At 60.3% G+C, this 17,132-nt stretch carries 14 protein-coding genes; 3 read left to right on the top strand and 11 right to left on the bottom strand.

The genetic code is table 11. The annotated features are described in order from the left end of the window. Nucleotides 1-234 precede the first annotated feature (234 nt). Together ACFSR7_RS08400 and ACFSR7_RS08395 are read left to right on the top strand one after the other, a co-directional pair. On the top strand, nt 235-867 hold the full coding sequence (locus ACFSR7_RS08400; RefSeq protein WP_378160478.1) for a DUF975 family protein: 633 nt from the start codon (nt 235-237) through the stop codon (nt 865-867). A gap of 34 nt (nt 868-901) precedes the next feature. Beyond that, the gene (locus ACFSR7_RS08395; RefSeq protein WP_378160476.1) at nt 902-1,795 is read left to right on the top strand and encodes a DUF4190 domain-containing protein; all 894 of its coding nucleotides are present in this window, start codon (nt 902-904) and stop codon (nt 1,793-1,795) included. Nucleotides 1,796-2,316: 521 nt separating this feature from the next. Here ACFSR7_RS08395 and ACFSR7_RS08390 read toward each other — a convergent pair. The 8 genes from ACFSR7_RS08390 to ACFSR7_RS08355 all read right to left on the bottom strand — a co-directional run bounded on the left by ACFSR7_RS08390 (nt 2,317) and on the right by ACFSR7_RS08355 (nt 12,398). After that, nucleotides 2,317-2,580 (bottom strand): HPr family phosphocarrier protein, encoded by a 264-nt coding sequence (locus ACFSR7_RS08390; protein WP_378160475.1) that lies wholly within the window; start codon nt 2,578-2,580, stop codon nt 2,317-2,319. Then, on the bottom strand, nt 2,580-4,301 hold the full coding sequence (gene ptsP / locus ACFSR7_RS08385; protein ID WP_378160474.1) for a phosphoenolpyruvate--protein phosphotransferase: 1,722 nt from the start codon (nt 4,299-4,301) through the stop codon (nt 2,580-2,582). Before ptsP ends, ACFSR7_RS08390 begins: the two co-directional genes overlap by 1 nt. A gap of 19 nt (nt 4,302-4,320) precedes the next feature. Next, the gene (locus tag ACFSR7_RS08380) at nt 4,321-5,478 is read right to left on the bottom strand and encodes a mannitol-1-phosphate 5-dehydrogenase (RefSeq protein WP_378160472.1); all 1,158 of its coding nucleotides are present in this window, start codon (nt 5,476-5,478) and stop codon (nt 4,321-4,323) included. After that, nucleotides 5,475-5,912, bottom strand: a complete 438-nt coding sequence (locus tag ACFSR7_RS08375; RefSeq protein ID WP_378160470.1) for a PTS mannitol transporter subunit IIA — start codon at nt 5,910-5,912, stop codon at nt 5,475-5,477. Before ACFSR7_RS08375 ends, ACFSR7_RS08380 begins: the two co-directional genes overlap by 4 nt. A gap of 5 nt (nt 5,913-5,917) precedes the next feature. Continuing rightward, on the bottom strand, nt 5,918-8,014 hold the full coding sequence (locus tag ACFSR7_RS08370) for a BglG family transcription antiterminator (RefSeq protein WP_378160468.1): 2,097 nt from the start codon (nt 8,012-8,014) through the stop codon (nt 5,918-5,920). A 126-nt stretch (nt 8,015-8,140) separates the two neighbouring features. Continuing rightward, the gene (locus tag ACFSR7_RS08365) at nt 8,141-9,643 is read right to left on the bottom strand and encodes a PTS mannitol transporter subunit IIBC (RefSeq protein WP_378160466.1); all 1,503 of its coding nucleotides are present in this window, start codon (nt 9,641-9,643) and stop codon (nt 8,141-8,143) included. 663 nt (nt 9,644-10,306) lie between these two features. Then, nucleotides 10,307-11,731, bottom strand: coding sequence for an MFS transporter (locus tag ACFSR7_RS08360; protein ID WP_378160464.1), 1,425 nt, complete (start codon nt 11,729-11,731; stop codon nt 10,307-10,309). 136 nt (nt 11,732-11,867) lie between these two features. Further along, nucleotides 11,868-12,398, bottom strand: a complete 531-nt coding sequence (locus ACFSR7_RS08355; RefSeq protein WP_378160462.1) for a TetR/AcrR family transcriptional regulator — start codon at nt 12,396-12,398, stop codon at nt 11,868-11,870. Nucleotides 12,399-12,570: 172 nt separating this feature from the next. Here ACFSR7_RS08355 and ACFSR7_RS08350 point away from each other — a divergent pair, with 172 nt between their 5' ends. Further along, on the top strand, nt 12,571-13,440 hold the full coding sequence (locus tag ACFSR7_RS08350) for a 3'-5' exonuclease (RefSeq protein WP_378160460.1): 870 nt from the start codon (nt 12,571-12,573) through the stop codon (nt 13,438-13,440). A 558-nt stretch (nt 13,441-13,998) separates the two neighbouring features. On the opposite strand, the gene ACFSR7_RS08345 is transcribed toward ACFSR7_RS08350, so the two are convergent. The 3 genes from ACFSR7_RS08345 to ACFSR7_RS08335 all read right to left on the bottom strand — a co-directional run bounded on the left by ACFSR7_RS08345 (nt 13,999) and on the right by ACFSR7_RS08335 (nt 17,112). After that, on the bottom strand, nt 13,999-14,424 hold the full coding sequence (locus ACFSR7_RS08345) for a DUF6157 family protein (RefSeq protein WP_378160458.1): 426 nt from the start codon (nt 14,422-14,424) through the stop codon (nt 13,999-14,001). 282 nt (nt 14,425-14,706) lie between these two features. Next, nucleotides 14,707-16,785 carry an EAL domain-containing protein gene (locus ACFSR7_RS08340; RefSeq protein WP_378160456.1) on the bottom strand — a complete coding sequence of 693 codons (2,079 nt, stop codon included), beginning with the start codon at nt 16,783-16,785 and terminating at the stop codon, nt 14,707-14,709. 36 nt (nt 16,786-16,821) lie between these two features. Then, a complete protein-coding gene (locus tag ACFSR7_RS08335) occupies nt 16,822-17,112 on the bottom strand; it encodes an STAS domain-containing protein (protein ID WP_378160454.1) in 291 nt (96 codons plus the stop codon). Between the last annotated feature and the right edge of the window lie 20 nt (nt 17,113-17,132).

Here is a 17,132-nt window from a genome sequence, read left to right as displayed (position 1 = left end):
TAAATCCACTGTTTGCGCTGTCCACGCCGTTCAAGTCTTTCCGATTCGATGCAAGCGGGGCTTCGGCTCGATCTTGAAGCATACCGACGGTGAGGCGAGGCATAGGATATAGGGGGCTTGGGACCCCCCAATCCAAAAAGTGGTTGTCGAAATGTGACATGGCTTGTAAAATCAGTATGGATTGGGGACAGGCTTCTGTACCACAACTCACGACGCAAAGGTGGAATTGAGCAAATGACGACAAGTTCGGAGCTTCGGTCACGGGCAAGAACGACATTGCAAGGCAAATGGACGGAGCCGGTGCTGCTCGTACTGGTGTACTTCGTCATCTTGACGGTAATCGGCATTCTCGAGCGAATCCCGCTGATCGGATGGGTGGCTTCTCTTGTTTTGACCGGACCGCTGTTGTTAGGCGTATACGGGTACTTCCAGGACCTCGTTCGCGAGCGCACCCCAAGTATCGGCGGTCTGTTTAGCGGCTTCAATCGATTCTCCGAAGCCTTTATTCTGAACCTGCTCGTCGGCATCTTTACGTTCCTCTGGACGCTGCTGTTTATCGTACCGGGCATCATCGCCGCCATTCGCTATTCTCAAGCCTTCTTCATCCTGCGCGACAATCCGGGCATCGGCGGCCTTGAGGCCATCAATCGCAGCAAAGCCATGATGGCGGGCAACAAGGGACGCTACTTCGTCTTCTGCCTGAGCTATCTCGGATGGGCCATTCTCGGTTCAATCCCGTTCGGCATCGGCCTGCTATGGGTTACGCCGTATTTCTACACCGGCCTCGCACACTTCTATGAGGATTTGAATCAAGCCAATTATGTGGAACCGCCAGTCCAGCCTGGACTGAACAACTATCAATACTAATAATCGAAGCCTTTCCGCAAAGGGAGACTGAACGATGACATCCGACGAATCGAACAACAATTGGAGCGGGGACGGACCGACGGACTCCGCTTCGGGCCCCGATGCGGGCACGGAGCGGGACACCTCTTCGGGCCAGGCGACCGATCGCGGCGGCGAGGTCGCGGGAGAGCGCACGGCGAGCGAGCCTGCGCGTGCGCATGAGGGGCAGGGGACGGGCGGCGGATACCGCTCGGCCGATGACCCGGCGCGTGCACACGAGCGGCAAGGCGCAGACGGAGGTTACCGTGCGGCAAATGAGCAGGCGTGGTCGCCCGATCGGCATGCGCCAGGCGGCGGCTATCGATCGTCCGATGAACCGGCGCGGCCTGCGCAGGGTTGGCGCCCGGAGCACCCGTCCGGCGGGTACCAGTCCGGCGGGTACCCGCCGCGCGACGGTCAACAGCCTGCCCAGCATGCGGGCTACCAGCAGGCACAGCACCAAGGCGGATATTATCCGCCTCCGCCTCAGGGCTCCGCTTATTCGCAGCATCCGAATCATGGCCAACATCCATACGGCGGCGGTCCGGCGCAGCCTTCTAATTACCGCCCGCCGGGCTACGATTATGCACGCCCGCCTCAGTCGCCGCCGGCACGTTCGAATAGCAAGTCGGTCGCCGCGCTCATTCTCGGCATCGGGTCGATCGTCCTCCCGTTCATCGGCTTCTTCCTGGGCGTCGTCGGCATTATCGTATCCGCGATCTCGCTCAAGGAAATCCGCGTTCGCGGCGAGCAGGGCTCCGGCATGGCGATCGCCGGACTCATTTGCTCGATCGTAGGCACGGTGCTGTACTTCGTCATTATCCTGCTGCTCATTATCTTCGCGTTCGTCGGCGCGACGGACAACAACTTCGATTACAACAACTATTCGAACATTATCATGGAAGCTTAGGAGAAGAGCTGCTCCTTTCGGCGCAAAATGCGACCGAATGGAACAGCTCTTTTTTACATGCAAATATAGTTCCCACTTAGGTACAACTTCGGCTGGCTTGTTTATAAAACGCCTGAGTGTTCCTAAACAGGAACACGCAGACTTGCCTTGCGCATGAAACGCCTCGGTATTCCTAAGTAGGAAAAAATCCGGCCAGTCATACGGATGGGGCGCCTAGGTGTTCCTACGTAGTAACCAAATTTAAATCTATTCCCGTCGATTTCGACCATTTACGCAGGATAGATGCAAAACCGCAGCTAATTCCCACAATCAGTCTGTCTTCGGACTTGTTCTTTGAATTTACCTGCACATTTGCATGTATTTCATCAAGGGTCGCGAATCGGTAGAAAATTCATGTACAAATGCAGTTTTTTCGCCCCGCCAAATCCACACTTTCTAACTTACTAAAAAACCGTCAGGGAAAATCGTTCCCTGACGGTTCATTCGCTTCGCTCATAGCAGCGGCCCCGCGGAAGGTTCTCTTATTCCTCGTAAATCTTCGACAGCAGCGGGCCGAGCTCGCGAAGCGCTTCGTCCTCGCGCTCGCCGTCGACCTCAAGCGTGACCTCGTCGCCCTTGGCCAAGCCCAGCGAGAGCAGGCCGAGCGAGCTCTTGCCGTTGACTTTCTTGGACCCCTTAATCAGGTTCACCTTGCAGTTGAATTGCGTCGCGGCGTGAACGAAAATCTTGGTCGGACGGGCATGGAATCCGGCCGGATGGATGACGGTAAACGTTTCGGACAGCATTAGGCATGACTCCTTTGTTCTACGAATTGTTTGACTTCCTCTTGGGTGCCGAGCTGCAGCGCCTCATCGGCGAGCCCCGCCCATACCTCCTTGGACAGCCGCCCGATCAGCTCGCGGGCCGGCAGCACGGACGACGCGCTCATGCTGAATTCGCCGAGGCCGAGGCCGAGCAGCAGCGGGATCGCCGTGAGATCGCCCGCCATTTCGCCGCACATGCCCGCCCACTTGCCCTCGCGCTCCGCGGCCCGGATGACCATGCGGACGAGGCGAAGAATAGACGGATGATACGGCTGGTACAAATACGAGACGGCATCGTTCATGCGATCCGCCGCCATCGTGTATTGGATCAGATCGTTCGTCCCGATGCTGAAAAAGTCGACTTCTTTGGCCAGGTAATCCGCGTTCAAAGCGGCAGCCGGAATCTCGATCATAATGCCGACCTCGATGTCAGCGGCTATCGGAACACCTTCGCTCTCCAGCTTCGCACGCTCCTCGGCCAGAATCGCCTTGGCCTGCCGCAGCTCGCCGGCAACGGCGATCATCGGGAACATAATATTCAGCTTGCCCGCCGTACTCGCTCGGAGCAGCGCGCGCAGCTGCGTGCGGAACACATCCTCGCGGCTCAGGCAGAACCGGACCGCTCGCAGGCCGAGGAACGGGTTGCTCTCCTTGGGAAGCGACAGATAGGGCAGCTCCTTATCGCCGCCGATGTCGAGCGTGCGGATGATGACGCGCTTGCCGTCCATTTTGGCCAGTACGTGGCGATAGGTCTCGTACTGTTCCTCTTCGGTCGGAAGCGAATTGCGGCCCATGTACAGGAACTCGGTGCGGAACAGCCCGACGCCGTCGGCGCCGTTCTCCAGCGCCTTCGCGACGTCCTCGACGCCTCCGATGTTGGCCGCCAGCTCGACATGGGCACCGTCAGCCGATACGGAAGGCTCGGACGCCAGCCGCTTCAACTCGGCCACCCGTGCGTCGTAGGCCTCCTTTCTCGCCCGATAGTCCGCAAGCTCCTCGTCGCTCGGATCGACGACGATCCGCCCCTCCGTCGCGTCGAGGATGATCGTCGTCCCTTCCGGAACGTCCGCCGCAGCCTTGCCGGCCCCGACGATTGCGGGCAGCTCCAGCGAGCGCGCCATGATCGCAGAATGCGACGTGCGGCTGCCGATCTCGGTGACGAAGCCGCGCACGTAGTCCAGGTCGAGCTGCGCGGTATCGGACGGCGTCAGATCCTGCGCCACGATGATCGTCTCCTCCGTGATACCGGACAGCGCAGCGTACGGCCTGCCCTGAAGATGACTCATAACGCGGCCGGAGACGTCCAGCACGTCCGTCGCCCGCTCGCGCAGCATCTCGTTGTCCATGCCGCGGAGCATCTCGACGATCATGCCCGTTACTTCGTGAAGCGCATATTCGGCGTTCAACGATTCATTTTCGATCTGCTCAAGGACGGCGTCCACGAGGTCGGGGTCGTCGAGCAGCATCAGGTGCGCTTCGAAAATCTCCGCCTTCGCGGCGCCGAGCCTGCGCTCCGTCGTTTCGCGGATCGCATCGATCTCCGTCTTCGCGCGGGCGACGGCCGCGCGGAAGCGCTCCGCCTCTGCGGACGCTTCGGCGACTTCGGCGCGCTCCGGCGTCTCGGCCGCGGTATGCGTGTATCGAAACGCCTTGGCAATGGCGATGCCGGGAGAAGCGGCGATGCCGGTTAATTGTTGGGACATGGTGCATCTCTCCTTTTCGTCAGCTCTGAATCCTGGCAGCCAACGTTTCGAACTGCTTCATCGCCAGCTGGAGCAGCGGATGCTCCAGCGGCAGGGACGTATATTTCGCCAGCGTAGCGCCTACGCCTGCGTCCTTCAGCGATCGTTGCAGCTCTGCCGACTCCGGGTCTTCCGGGAAGTCGAAGCGCAGTGCCGCGGCCATGACCTTGGCGAGCGCCGCGGGCTCGCCGCCCTGTTCCAGCGCCTGCAGCGCAGGGCTGACAAGACGGTCGTTCGGAGACAGCTTGCGGATCGGCGACCGGCCGACGCGCGCGATCTCGTCAGTCAGATGCGGATTGCGGAAGCGGCCGAGAATCGTATCGATATAATGCCGATGCGCCGCGGGATCGAAACCATGCTTGCGGACGACGACGGCGCCCGTTTCGTCCAGCACCGTGCGAACTTCCCCCACCAGCGTCTCGTCGGCCATCGCCTGCTGGATCGTCTCGTAGCCCTTCAGGTTGCCCAGATAGGCGGCCGAGGCGTGACCGGTGTTGACGGTGAACAGCTTGCGCTCAATATACGGCGTCAGGTCGTTTACGTAATGCACGCCTTCGACACGGTGGAAACCCGGAAACATGACCGACTCGTCGACCGCCCATTCGTAAAACGGCTCTACCGTCACCGCAAGCGGATCCTCGTTGTGTTGGATCGGTACGATCCGGTCCACCGCCGCATTCGGGAAGGCGCACGAAGCGTCGGCCTTGGCGCGCGTCTTCTCGTCCAGATGCCCGTACACATGCTCTTTAAGCTGGGCGCTGCCGCCGATCGCGTTCTCGCAGGCGATCAGGTGGAGCGGACCCGCGCCTGCGGCGATGCGGCGCTCGATGCCGCGCGCGATGCCCGGGGCGATATGCTTCAAAATGTTCACGCCGACTGCGGTCGTGATCAGATCGGCCTCGGCCACGGCAGAGGCGACGTCCGCAAGGTCGGTGCCGTCAATCGCCGTCACGCCTGTCACCCGCAGCTGCGCCTGTTCGTCGTCTGCCAATGTCACCGTATATTCGCCCCGCTCGCGAAGCGCGTCGACCAACGTTTTGTTCACATCGGAGAAAATCACCTCATAGCCCGCGCGAGAGAGCAGAAGTCCGATGAAGCCCCGCCCGATGTTGCCCGCTCCGAAATGCAGAGCTTTCATTCCTCCGCACCGCTCTCGAAGATCTCAATCATCTCGGCGGGCGTCTTGGCCGCGAGAATCCGCTCCATGTTCTCGTCGTCCGAGCAGATCATCGCGACATTCGTCAAAATGTCCAGATGATCATCGCCGACCGCCGCGATGCCGATAACCAGATGCGCCTTTTCGCCGTCGCCGAAATCGACGCCTGCCGGTAACTGGACGATCGACAGGCCCGTAGACTTGATCGTGCCCTTTGATTCGCTCGTTCCGTGCGGGATCGCAAGGCCGCCTCCCATGTAGGTGGACAGCGAGTTTTCGCGTTCGATCATGCTGTCGACGTAAGCCGGTTCTACGTGGCCCGCCTCAACCAGCAGTTGGCCGGCCAGACGGATCGCCTCGTATTTGTCGCTGACGGATGCGTTCAGTTTCACTTTGTTTGCGGAAAGAATGCTCATATCGGTCACTCGCTTTCGGTTTTAGTAAGAAAAAAACTTCTCAGATGGGTCGTCATTCGCTCGCGAATCGTCGTCTCGTCGCCGGCCTCGAGCAGCGCGACCGTCTCCTCGTCGAGCAGCATCGCACTGATCTCGCTCAGCACCTCCAGACGCTCCCGCGCCAGCGCGCGGGGCGCCAGCATGAGGAGGAACCGCGCCAACCGGACGGGCGAACCGTCTTGCTCCGGCAAACGAACCGCCTGACGAAGCCGGTACAGCTTGAGGGTGGAAGTCTTGATCTCGGGCGCCCGCGTATGAAAGAGCGCAAGACCCGTGCCGGGGATCATCTGGCTGCCCTGTTCCTCCCGCCCCAGCAGCCTGTCGCGTACTGCTGCCGCGCCGTTCAGCAGGCCCAGCGCTTCCTCCTGACGGCAGGCTTCGTCCAGCGCCGCGTACAGATCGCTTGCCTCCTCGCCCAGCTCGATCACCCGGAACCCGCCGACGAGCGACACGATTTCGTCGAGCGTCGTCTTCAGGCGTTCCAGCCGGGCGAAGGCGTCTGCCGCAGAGACCGTTAAGCCCGCCTCTCCCTTCCGGACGGCGGCTTGCTTGGGCTCCCACGGCGCCTCGCGTACGAACGCCCGCAGCCGGTCGGCTTCCCCTTGCGTGAGCAGCGGGCTTACCTTCATGTAATGCCTCGGATCGATCGGGAGATCGATCGTGGAGATGATCAGGTCGTATGTGTCCTCGTCCAGGCGGGCCGCCTCGTACCAGGACACCCGATCCGCGATCTCGATCTGCGGCAGCTCCTTGCGGATGCGCATCTGCAGCAGCTTGGATGAGCCGATGCCGCTCGTGCACACGAGGATCGCGCGCACGTTGCGCTGGAGCTGCCTGAGCCGTTCGTGAGAGGCGCCGAAGTGCATGACCAGGAAGCCGACTTCCTCGTCCGGCACCTCCAGTTGGGGGAGCGCCGCGCAAGCAGCTTCCCTGACGGCCGCGAACATCATGCCGTATTCCCGGCGGATCTGCTCCAGCAGCGGATTGCGGATGCGCTGACCCTCGCCTAAGCGCTGCACCGCCTGCTTCAGGTGCTCGAACAAGCCGTCCCGAAGCGACCGGTCTTCCTCGTAATCGATGCCCGTCGACGCTTGCACCGACCGGATCAACCGGCGGACCGTGTCCGCCAGCGCCAGATCGTCGCCGGGCAGGAGCGCGAGGTCTTTGCCGTGCGCATCCTGGAGCAGCTCGGCGGCGTAAGCCGTCTCGGCCGGGCCGATCTCCACGCCCGGCCTCACCGCGAGCTGCTCCGACAGCTGCGCGGCTTCCGCCGCAGCCCGCTCGGACACCTGGCTGTCATGCGGCGGCGGGTGGTACGGAACGGGCGCATCCGCCATCGTTCTCCCTTGCCGGACGCGATGCAGCGAGATCGAGATGCGAATGAGCAGGTCGGTGTAAATCTGCTCGTTGAGGCTGCCCGCCCATCTCCGCTCCAGGCTCCACAGCGCGCTCTCGACATCGGCCATGTCGGCACGTCCGGCCAGCCGGAACAGCATGCGATCAAGCGGATGCGACGGCGGCTCGCCCCGGCTCGCGATCAGTTCCGCGTCATCGAGGCGTAGCCGGATGAGCTGCCTGATCGCCTCCCGCAGCTCCGCCTCGCCGCCCGCGACCTCGACGCCGTAGCCTCTGCGGCGGATAAGCCGCACGCCGAAGCGTTCCACCCACTCGGCCAGCTCCTCCAGATCGCTGCCGATCGTCTGTACCGTCACCTTGAGCTCGTGCGCCAGCGCGAATTGTTTGACGGGCTCCCGCTCCCGAAGCAGCAGGCACAGCAGGTAAATCTGGCGCTCGTCCGGCGAGAACTCGGCCTCCTCCGACACGGATACGATGCCGCCGAGACGCTCAAGCGCAGCCGGGTCGCCCTGCAGGGCGATACCCGAGCCGGATTTTTTCACCAGCGATACAGCCTGCCCTGCCAGCAGCTCCTCGACCGCGGCAAGTTCACGATGCACGGTACGCGAGCTAACCTGGAGCCCTGCGGCAAGCTCGGCGGCCGTCATCTCCCGCCCGCTGCGCAGCAGCAGCTCGAGGATGAGCCGGGTTCGATTGGATACGCTCATGGACGGATCATTCCTGTCTATCCAAAATGGGCTGAACGCCGGCGATATGCTCGCCAGCGTCAGCCAATTCGATATGCGGAGCGGATGCGGCCGTCAGGACGCTCCGTTCCGGGAGAGCGCTTCGGCTCAGGCGAGCCTGTTCACCAGTACGTCGTACGCCGGGCTCTTGAGGAAGTTGTCGATCGAGATATGCTCGGCGTTCGGCGCTTTTTGTCTGGCGCGGTCGGTGAGCGTCTTATGCGTAATGACGATATCCGCGTCGTCCGGAATGTCGCTGATCGCCGTATTAATGACTGTAATGTCCGATCCCGCCGCCTTCATCTTTTTCCGCAAAATCGAGGCACCCATGGCGCTTGAGCCCATGCCGGCGTCGCAGGAGAAAACGATCTTGCGCACGTCTTCTTTATCCTTTACCGCCGAGGCAGCCGCTTGAAGACTTGCGTCGACGAACGCGGTGTCCGGCATCGAAGACCGAGATGCGCCTACAATCGCTGCGCTCGCAGCGCCTGCCGCCGCAGCCGTCGTGCCCGCTGCTTTCATCGCTTTCATACGATTTTGCGCTTCCTCGATATCCTCGTCCTGCGCGTTCTTCTTCGACGTCTTCAGCAGCAGCGCCGAGACTGCGAAGGATACGATGCCCGCGGTGAGCACGCCGCTCAGCACCGGCAGCAAGCCGCCCTTCGGCGCCATCGCGATATAGGCGAAGATGCTGCCTGGAGATGGCGGAGCGACCAGTCCCGCGCCGAAGAGCGAGAAGGTGAAGGTGCCGGTCACGCCGCCGGCGATGACGGCCAGAATCAGGCGCGGATTCATCAGGATGTAAGGGAAGTAGATCTCATGGATGCCGCCGAAGAAGTGGATGATCGCGGCGCCCGATGCCGACTGGCGGGCCGAGCCCCGTCCGACGAACATGTAGGCGAGCAGGACGCCGATGCCCGGGCCCGGATTCGATTCGAGCATGAACAGAATCGACTTGCCCGTACGCGATGCTTCGTCGAGCGCGATAGGGCTTAGCACGCCGTGATTGATCGCGTTGTTCAGGAACAGGATCTTCGCCGGTTCAATGAGGACGTTCGCCAGCGGGATCAGGTTGTGATTGACCAGGAACTCTACGCCGTCCGACAGCCAGCTCGTCAGTTGCTCGATGACCGGGCCGATGCCCGAATACGCGAGCAGCGTCAGCGCCGCGCCGATGATGCCCAGTGAGAAGTTATTGACCAGCATCTCGAAGCCCGCTTTGATCTTGCCCTCGACGGATTTGTCGAACTGCTTGAGCACCCATGCGGCGAGCGGGCCGCAGATCATCGCGCCGAGGAACATCGGGATGTCTGTGCCGACGATGATGCCCATCGTCATGAGCGCGCCGATGACGCCGCCCCGCGTCTTGTGCACCATGGTGCCGCCGGTGTAACCGATCAGAACCGGCAGCAGATATTTGATGATCGGGTCGACGAGCTTGGCGAGCTCCGAATTCGGCGCCCAACCGGTCGGTATGAATAATGCGGTAATGATGCCCCAGGCAATGAACGCTCCGATGTTCGGCATGACCATGCCGCTCAGGAATCGTCCGAATTTCTGGACGCCTACTCGTATTCCACCGCTAGAAGCAGAACGCTGTACTTGCTCCATTTCGGTTCCTCCTTAGAATTAACCGCTTTCTTTTCGCGGGATTCCGCAGCGGTCGATATGCGTTTATCGTACAGCGCGCACTTATAGGCATCAACAAAAGGATACCGCGAATTTGTCAATCATACTGTTGACAGCATTTGATGATTTTATGAGCCGACAGCCGGCGACGCCTGTTCTAGCGCGTTTTTTCGGGACAAGAAAACCGCCAGGGATTGCCCTGACGGTCCTGTTAAGTTTAGCGGATATCCGAAACCGGAGTTGCGCGTAACGCCTGTCGATGGCTCATCGGACAGCCGTTCCGATATAGGCCTCCGTGTCGTTGATAGTTTCGTTCTTTCGCCGCAATGCCTGCAAATATACATCTAATTTTGCCGATGTCTATTCTTTTGAGAAGAAAAGATGCGCAGGTGCAGTTATTTTCCTCCATCGGTCCGATTTTCGGCTTGTGTTTTGAATTTACCTGCACATTTGCAGGTATTTCTTCAAATGTCGCGGGTCGGCAAAAATTTCATGTACAAATGCAGGCTTTTAACCAGCAAAACATCGGATAAGCGCCGGCACGCCGAACGCACGCTTAACTGTACACGATTCGCCGCCACCCGACGGGGTATCGATCGTTATCTCAATATGTCTCCATTCCCAAACACCCGATCCGATCCGCGCCTACTCCGCGGCCGCGCCTGCCGGCAAGGTTTTGCCGGCTTCGCTCGCCGTCTTCCGCGACCGCTTGTAGAACAGCAGCGTCGTAATGAACGCGGCGCCGAGCATCCCGGCATACACGTACAATACGGGGATCAAATGGCTCCCAAACTGGTCCGGCGACGCGATCTGTCCGCCCTGACGGAAGATCAAGCTGCCGATGGCGATGCCGAACACGCCGCCGAGCTCCCGTGTGGCGTTGGAGACGCCGCTCGCTTCGCCGGAGGAAGATTCGTGCACGGCGGACAGTACGCCCTCGGACAGCGGCGTGAGGCTAAGCCCCATCCCGAGACCGGCCAGAACCATGGCGGGCGCCAGGTAAGCGAAGGAGAAGACCGCCCCGTTCACGGCGATGAGGATCGCGAACAGGCATAGCGCGACTACCTGAAGCAGCAGCCCGGTCAGCAGTACACGGCGGGTGCCGAGACGCCCGATGAAAAGCCCTGCCAGCGGAGCGGCGACCATCGTGGCGCCGGTCCAGGCCATCTCGCGAATGCCCGCGCCGAGTGCGGAGTAGCCTTGCCCTTGCTGAAGGAACAGCGTGAGCAGGAAGATGGCGCCGAAAATGCCCGCGTTCAACCAGAATCCCGCGGCGATGAGCGCGGAATAGTCGCGGCTCTTGAACAGTCCGAGCGACAGCAGCGGATAAGGATGGCGCCATTCCCAGGCGATAAAGACAGGCAGCAGCGCCAAGCCTCCCGCCAGCGGGCCCCATACTTCGAATGCCCCCCATCCCGCTTCATTGCCGCGCACGAGACCGAACACGATGCCCAGCAGCGAAACGGCGATCAGCAGCAGGCCGATCAGATCGAGACGTTTTTCCACACCCTTGGACTCGCGCAGCCACAGCCAGCCGAATGCCACGGTTAGCACGCCGATCGGAACGTTGATCCAGAAGATCGTCTGCCAGGGAGACCCGTTGACGATCAAGCCGCCTACGAGCGGTCCCATCGCGAGACCCAGACCCGATACGCCGGATACGATGCCGATCGCGGCCGCTCTGAACTTGGGCGGAAACGCCGCGCTGACCAGCGTGAGACTGATCGGCGCGATCGCCGCGCCGCCGATGCCCTGGATAGCCCTGGCTAATGTGAGGCCGATCGCATGTGTACTCAGCGCCGAGGCCAGCGAACCGAGCGTAAATACGGCGATGCCGAGCAGGAACACTTTTTTGCGGCCGAAACGTTCTCCCAGCATGCCGAGAGGAATTAACAGCACCGCGAAGGTCAGCGTATAGCCGTTAGTGAACCATTCCAGATCCGCGAGGTCCGCGTTAAACGAATTTTGAATCGAAGGCAGCGCTACGCCGAGCACCAGCGTATCCAGCATGACCATGAACAGGGCAAGGCAAATGATGACCAGCATCCGGTTTCTTTGCAAAGTCGACATGAATATCACTCCTTATTTATCGATAAATAAATTAACTCCCTTAAACAACCGCCAAGCGCAAAGGCTTGACGGCAGCAACGAACAGGTAGGCGCTTGAAGCGAGCCATCACCATCCGAAAAGGCAGCGCCTTGCTCTCTATTCCTTCTCTGACCACGGGAGAAGTCTAGGCAGCTCCAGTATTTGAGACAGCGCGATGAGGAGCCCCATACCGATGAACGTACCCGCCTCCCCGGCGGCATTCGGAATGCCCGCCTGCGCAAACCGGCGGCCGACCATCTCATGGATCTCGGCGAACTTCGACTTCACTTCTTCGCGAATCGCCGGCTCCGGAATCGCATAGGCTTGCATAACCAGCAAAATCTCGTTGCGATGCGTGACCAGCAGCTCCTCGAATGCGCCGCCCATCCGATGGACCAACTCCTCGGGAGGGCTCTCCACGACGGAGAAGGCATGCACCAGACGCCGGTAACCGCGGTCCAGCACGGCGAGGAACAGCTCCTCCTTCGTCTTGAAGAAGTGGAACACGTAGGGCTGCGTCACGCCCACGGCCTTGGCCACGAGCGCCGTCGTCGTCTTGTAAAATCCTTGGAAAGCGAATAGTTCGGCAGCCGCGTCGAGAATTTGTTCCTTGCGCGTCGCTGAGTTTGCATCGTCCCTGGGTGTCATTCGCCGCAACTCCAAACTTGTTTATTTATTTATTAATAAATAACATAGAGTTACAATTCTTGTCAATGGTCACTTGCTAAAACTTCTCCTCTCGCATAACGAAGGATAGAAGGGCTTTGACTGCGAATTTTTGATAAAATAAGGTTATCTGTACAATTCGGAGGGCGCTAACTTGGACTACATCATATTGGATATCGAATTCAACGGACGCAAATTCGCGAGCGAGCTGCCTATGGAAGTCATCGAGATCGGCGCGGTAAGGCTGAACGATGCGCTGGAGACGGTAGACGAGTTTTCGGCGCTCATCAAACCCGTGTACTTTGCCAAGCTGAACAGCTTCATTAAGAAAAAGACCGGCATTCCCCAGGAGGATATCGACAGCGCGAGCGGCTTCGTACCGGTCATCCGGGCGTTTCTGGCGTGGCTCGGACGCAGCGAGTCGTGCCGATTCGTCACGTGGGGCGGCGAAGACTTCAAGCGAATCGTACTCGATACGCGCATGCACAAGCTCGACGATGCCTACTGGATGTCCGCCGTTTATTATGATTTGCTCAAAGTATACTTGCGCGGCCGCGGGTTGACCAACGATGTCAGCGTCGAAGCGGCGCTCGAAGAACTCGGCATTCCGTCCGGGGGCTCGGCCCACAGGGCGCTGGACGACGCGCGGATGACGGCGGAGATCTTCCGCAAGACATTCGCCGTGCTCGATCCGGAGCGCGACGCGAGACAGTACAAGGATACGTTCAGCAACGCGAAGGAACGGCGCACAGTCAAGAACGCGATCAGGCTTGCGCAATCGCAAAGGCTCACGCTGAGCTGGGAGCTGGTGGCGGAGCAGATGCTCGCAGGCAAGGTCGATCTCGCCGATCCGCGCAAGGCTGCGGAGCTGAAGGCCTATTTCGAGGCGGAGACGGCGAAGCCCCCCAAGCCGCCTAAGCCGAGAAATCCCGAGCGCCAGAACCAGAGCCAAGAGAGCGGAACCAACGTCGAGGCGCCGGTCGCCGGCACCGTGGAAGCGGATGCGGGAGATGCGACTGAGTGAGATGCGGGCTAAATGAGGTGCGACCGACAAGTCCGCTTACGATTCAAATAAGCCATCAGGGAAGATCGCCCCGATGGCTCTTTTTCGTCTTCCGGATATCCGTAACGCCCCGCAATGGCTCATCCGACAGCCGTTGCGATGGAGCGACCTATCGTTGTCCGCGTCGATCCTTCGCCGTAAAGCCTGCAAATATACATCTTATTTCGCCGATCTCCGTCGTTTTAAGGGAAAAAGATGCATATGTGCATGTATTTCCCTCCACCAACCAGTTTTCCAACTCTTGCTTTGAATTTACCTGCACATTTGCAGGTATTTAATCAAGTGTCGCAGATCGGCGGAAAATACATGTACAAATGCAGTTATTCGGACCCGCCGACCGAACATCAGAAAAGCGCCAGCACGCCAAAAGCGCGTCTGCCTGTCCACATACCGCTGCAGCCCGAGCCAGGAAGGAAAGAGCTTCTTCCTCGCCCTTTTTCTTACCAGTTCATCAACGGCTTGACTTGCGCCCTACGCCCCTGCCACTGACGAATGCTGCGGCCCGATCGCAGCGGACCGTCAGGCCTTCTTATTTCGCATGGCCTTGAGCACCTTCACGCCCTCGACCTCTCCGTCCACGAACCGGCCGTATTCCTCCGATTCCTTGGGTACGAGCGCAACCTTGCCTTCTGCGTTAAAATGCAGACCCCAGCCGTACTTCTTCGGCAGCATCGAAGCCCGCATGCATGCCTTCGGCTTGCCGTAGAAACCCGCCCGCATCTCCGCATCCCTCGCATCCCGCTCATCGGGCGAGAGCTGCTTGTGACGGACGTAGGTCTCGTACAGAATCTCTTCCTGCGTGTACGCGTACGGCTCGCCGGCGATCATGTCGTACTCGATGCCCGGCTTCGTCTTGCCTGCCGCCTTGTCCGGCGGCACAGCCCCGTGCTCGACGGGACAGTCGTCCGACACCGCGATGAAGGTGTTGTAATAGTTCCATTCCATGGCGGGAGTCCCTCCTTTTCAACGTGAAGGCATTGGACATTTCCTCTTGGCATGAACGTAACATATCCGGACGCGACATACAATCGGTTCGTGAAAGGAGCGGCAAAAACGAAAAGAGCCGTCCCATGCGCCCGTCTCGCGATGGGCCTGGAACGGCTTTTGCCGGTCGAACGCATTACGGGTTCGCGAAGCTCAGCGCGCTGCCGAGCGCCGACGCTGCAGCGTCGCTTACCTCGTCTCTATCATTTCTTGCAGCCAGCATGCACCCTGCAGCCCGCCCGCTCACCCCACCGGCGCCAGGTAACAGGCTTCGAGCTCGTCCGCCGGCATCGGCGCATCGATAAAGTAGCCCTGCGCAATATCGCATCCCAGCTCTCGCAGACGTGCCATCTGCGTATGCTTCTCGACGCCCTCCGCAATGACGCGGAGCTCCATCCCCTGCGCCATCTGGATAATCGCCCGCGTGAGCGCGTCGCTTTTCGGATCCGAAGTCAGCTCGCTCAAGAAGCTCTTGTCGATCTTCAGGATATCGATCGGCAGCTGCTTCAGATAACCGAGCGCAGAGTAACCTTTGCCGAAGTCGTCGATCGCCACGCGAAAGCCCATCGCCTTGAGCTCGCGCAGCACGCCGATCACCGACTCCATGTCGACGATGCCGAAGCTCTCCGTGATCTCAAGCACGATCTGACGCGGATCGCAGCCGGCGTCCCGCACGATGCCGCGCACCGTCTCTGCCAGATCGGGCGCCATGAACTGCCTTCCTGACAGGTTTACCGCGATCGCGGGAACGGTCCGCGCCTTTCGGCTCCATGCGCCAAGCTGCTTGCAGACTTCGCCGAGCACCCAGTTGCCGATCTCCCGGATCAGGCCGGTCTCCTCGGCGATCGGGATGAACTCGGCCGGCGAGATCGCCCCCAGCTCGGGATGCCGCCAACGCAGCAGCGACTCCAGACCTTCCAGCCTCCCGCTCTCCACGCCGACCTGCGGCTGGTAGACGAGCTGCAGCTCTCCGCGTTCGGCCGCGAAACGGAGCTCCCGCTCCAGCCGAAGCTTGCGCGAGAAAGCTCCTCCGATTCCCGAGTTGAACAGCTGCGGACCGGTGCCCTGCGACTTGGCCTCGTACATCGCCAGGTCGGCGTGCTGCATCAGCGACTCCAGGTCTTTGCCGTGATCCGGGTACATGCTGATGCCGATGCTGGCATTCATATAAATCTCGTTGTCCGCCCCGTCGAATGGACGCGACATGAGCTCTATCACCCGCTGCGCAGTCTCCAGCGCTTCATCGGGGCTTCTCAAGTGCCGCAGCACGACGATAAACTCGTCGCCGCCCAGCCTCGACACGACGTCCTCCGCACGGACCGCCCGCTTCAGACGCTCGCCCATTTGCCGCAGCACTTTATCCCCCGCATCATGGCCCAGCGAATCGTTCACCGACTTGAACCGGTCCAGGTCGATGAACAGCACGCCGAGCCGCTCTCCCTTTCTCCGACAGCCTTCCATGACGTCCTGAAGCATGTCCTGCAGCAGCGTGCGGTTGGGCAGCCCCGTCAGCATGTCGTAGTGTGCAAGATACTTGAGCCTGTCCTCGGCCTGCTTGCGCGCAGTGATGTCCTTGAACATGCCGATGTAGTTCGTGACCTCGCCTTGCTCGTCGCGCAGCGTCGTAATCGTCAGGAATTCGGGATAGAGCTCCCCGCTTTTCCGCCGGTTCCAGATCTCGCCCTGCCACCTGCCTGTGTCGCGCAGATTCTCCCACATGCGATCGTAAAAGTCGCGTCCGTGCCTGCCGGACCGAAGCAAGGCGGGCGTATGTCCGCACGCCTCCTCTTCCGTATAGCCGGTGACGACGGTGAACGCCTGGTTGACGGATAAAATTTTGAGCGACGTGTCCGTAATCATAATGCCCTCGCTCGCGTGGCTGAACACCTGCGCATGCAGCCTGAGCTTGGAGGCCGCGCTCTTGTACTCGGTCAGATCGAGAAACATCGCCATATAATTTTGCAGTTGCCCCGCCTCGTCCTTAACCGCGGAGATCGACAGCCATTGCGGGTAGACCTCACCGTTTTTGCGCCGGTTCCAGATCTCGCCCTTCCACTTGCCGTCAAGATGAATCGCCGCCCACATGCGCGCGTAAAAATCGGGCGACTGACAGTCGGATTTGAGCACGCTTGGCGTGAGTCCGACAACCTCGCTCTCGTCGTAGCCCGTAATTCTGGAGAAGGACGGATTCACTTGTATAATGCGGGCATGACAGTCCGTGATCATGATCGCTTCCTGCGAATCGCGGTAAATTCGGGCATAGAGGGGCCATAAGGTCTCGTCATGCTTCATGCCGCCCGCCGATGCCAGATATCCGCTCATGTCAATGCCTCCCTGGTGCCGCCGTCCCAATGTCGTTTAACGCGGAACCAACCCGACTGCATCAAGCTTCGGCGCCAGCCTAGAGCCCGCGTTTTTAAGCTCAAACGCCGCTCCGATATCCACGGATAGATTCCTCACGGCTAGCAGCAGACCAAGCCCCGAGCTGTCCAGGTCCGTGACCTCGCCCATTCGCAGCACAACGCCCGTGATTCCCGCCGTTAACTCGGGAAATAGCCTGTGTCTGAGCTCGATCGCTTCGGCTATGCCGATCCTGCCGGACAGCACAATCTCGATCGTACTGCCGTCTCGCCTGATATCGCACTTCATGACGAACCTCCCGCGGCGTC

The sequence above is a fragment of the Cohnella sp. GCM10020058 genome (genome assembly GCF_042683485.1).
In the GTDB taxonomy this organism is placed as follows: Bacteria; Bacillota; Bacilli; order Paenibacillales; family Paenibacillaceae; genus Cohnella.
Note: the sequence above shows the minus strand (reverse complement) of the source record. Positions and strands in the feature narration are given on the sequence as shown.

Excerpts from the sequence above, each read along its gene's own strand:
- ACFSR7_RS08400 (WP_378160478.1), top strand. The coding sequence starts at position 235 with ATGACGACAAGTTCGGAGCTTCGGTCACGGGCAAGAACGACATTGCAA.
- ACFSR7_RS08395 (WP_378160476.1), top strand. The coding sequence starts at position 902 with ATGACATCCGACGAATCGAACAACAATTGGAGCGGGGACGGACCGACG.
- ACFSR7_RS08390 (WP_378160475.1), bottom strand. The coding sequence starts at position 2,580 with ATGCTGTCCGAAACGTTTACCGTCATCCATCCGGCCGGATTCCATGCC.
- ptsP (WP_378160474.1), bottom strand. The coding sequence starts at position 4,301 with ATGTCCCAACAATTAACCGGCATCGCCGCTTCTCCCGGCATCGCCATT.
- ACFSR7_RS08380 (WP_378160472.1), bottom strand. The coding sequence starts at position 5,478 with ATGAAAGCTCTGCATTTCGGAGCGGGCAACATCGGGCGGGGCTTCATC.
- ACFSR7_RS08375 (WP_378160470.1), bottom strand. The coding sequence starts at position 5,912 with ATGAGCATTCTTTCCGCAAACAAAGTGAAACTGAACGCATCCGTCAGC.
- ACFSR7_RS08370 (WP_378160468.1), bottom strand. The coding sequence starts at position 8,014 with ATGAGCGTATCCAATCGAACCCGGCTCATCCTCGAGCTGCTGCTGCGC.
- ACFSR7_RS08365 (WP_378160466.1), bottom strand. The coding sequence starts at position 9,643 with ATGGAGCAAGTACAGCGTTCTGCTTCTAGCGGTGGAATACGAGTAGGC.
- ACFSR7_RS08360 (WP_378160464.1), bottom strand. The coding sequence starts at position 11,731 with ATGTCGACTTTGCAAAGAAACCGGATGCTGGTCATCATTTGCCTTGCC.
- ACFSR7_RS08355 (WP_378160462.1), bottom strand. The coding sequence starts at position 12,398 with ATGACACCCAGGGACGATGCAAACTCAGCGACGCGCAAGGAACAAATT.
- ACFSR7_RS08345 (WP_378160458.1), bottom strand. The coding sequence starts at position 14,424 with ATGGAATGGAACTATTACAACACCTTCATCGCGGTGTCGGACGACTGT.
- ACFSR7_RS08340 (WP_378160456.1), bottom strand. The coding sequence starts at position 16,785 with ATGAGCGGATATCTGGCATCGGCGGGCGGCATGAAGCATGACGAGACC.
- ACFSR7_RS08335 (WP_378160454.1), bottom strand. The coding sequence starts at position 17,112 with ATGAAGTGCGATATCAGGCGAGACGGCAGTACGATCGAGATTGTGCTG.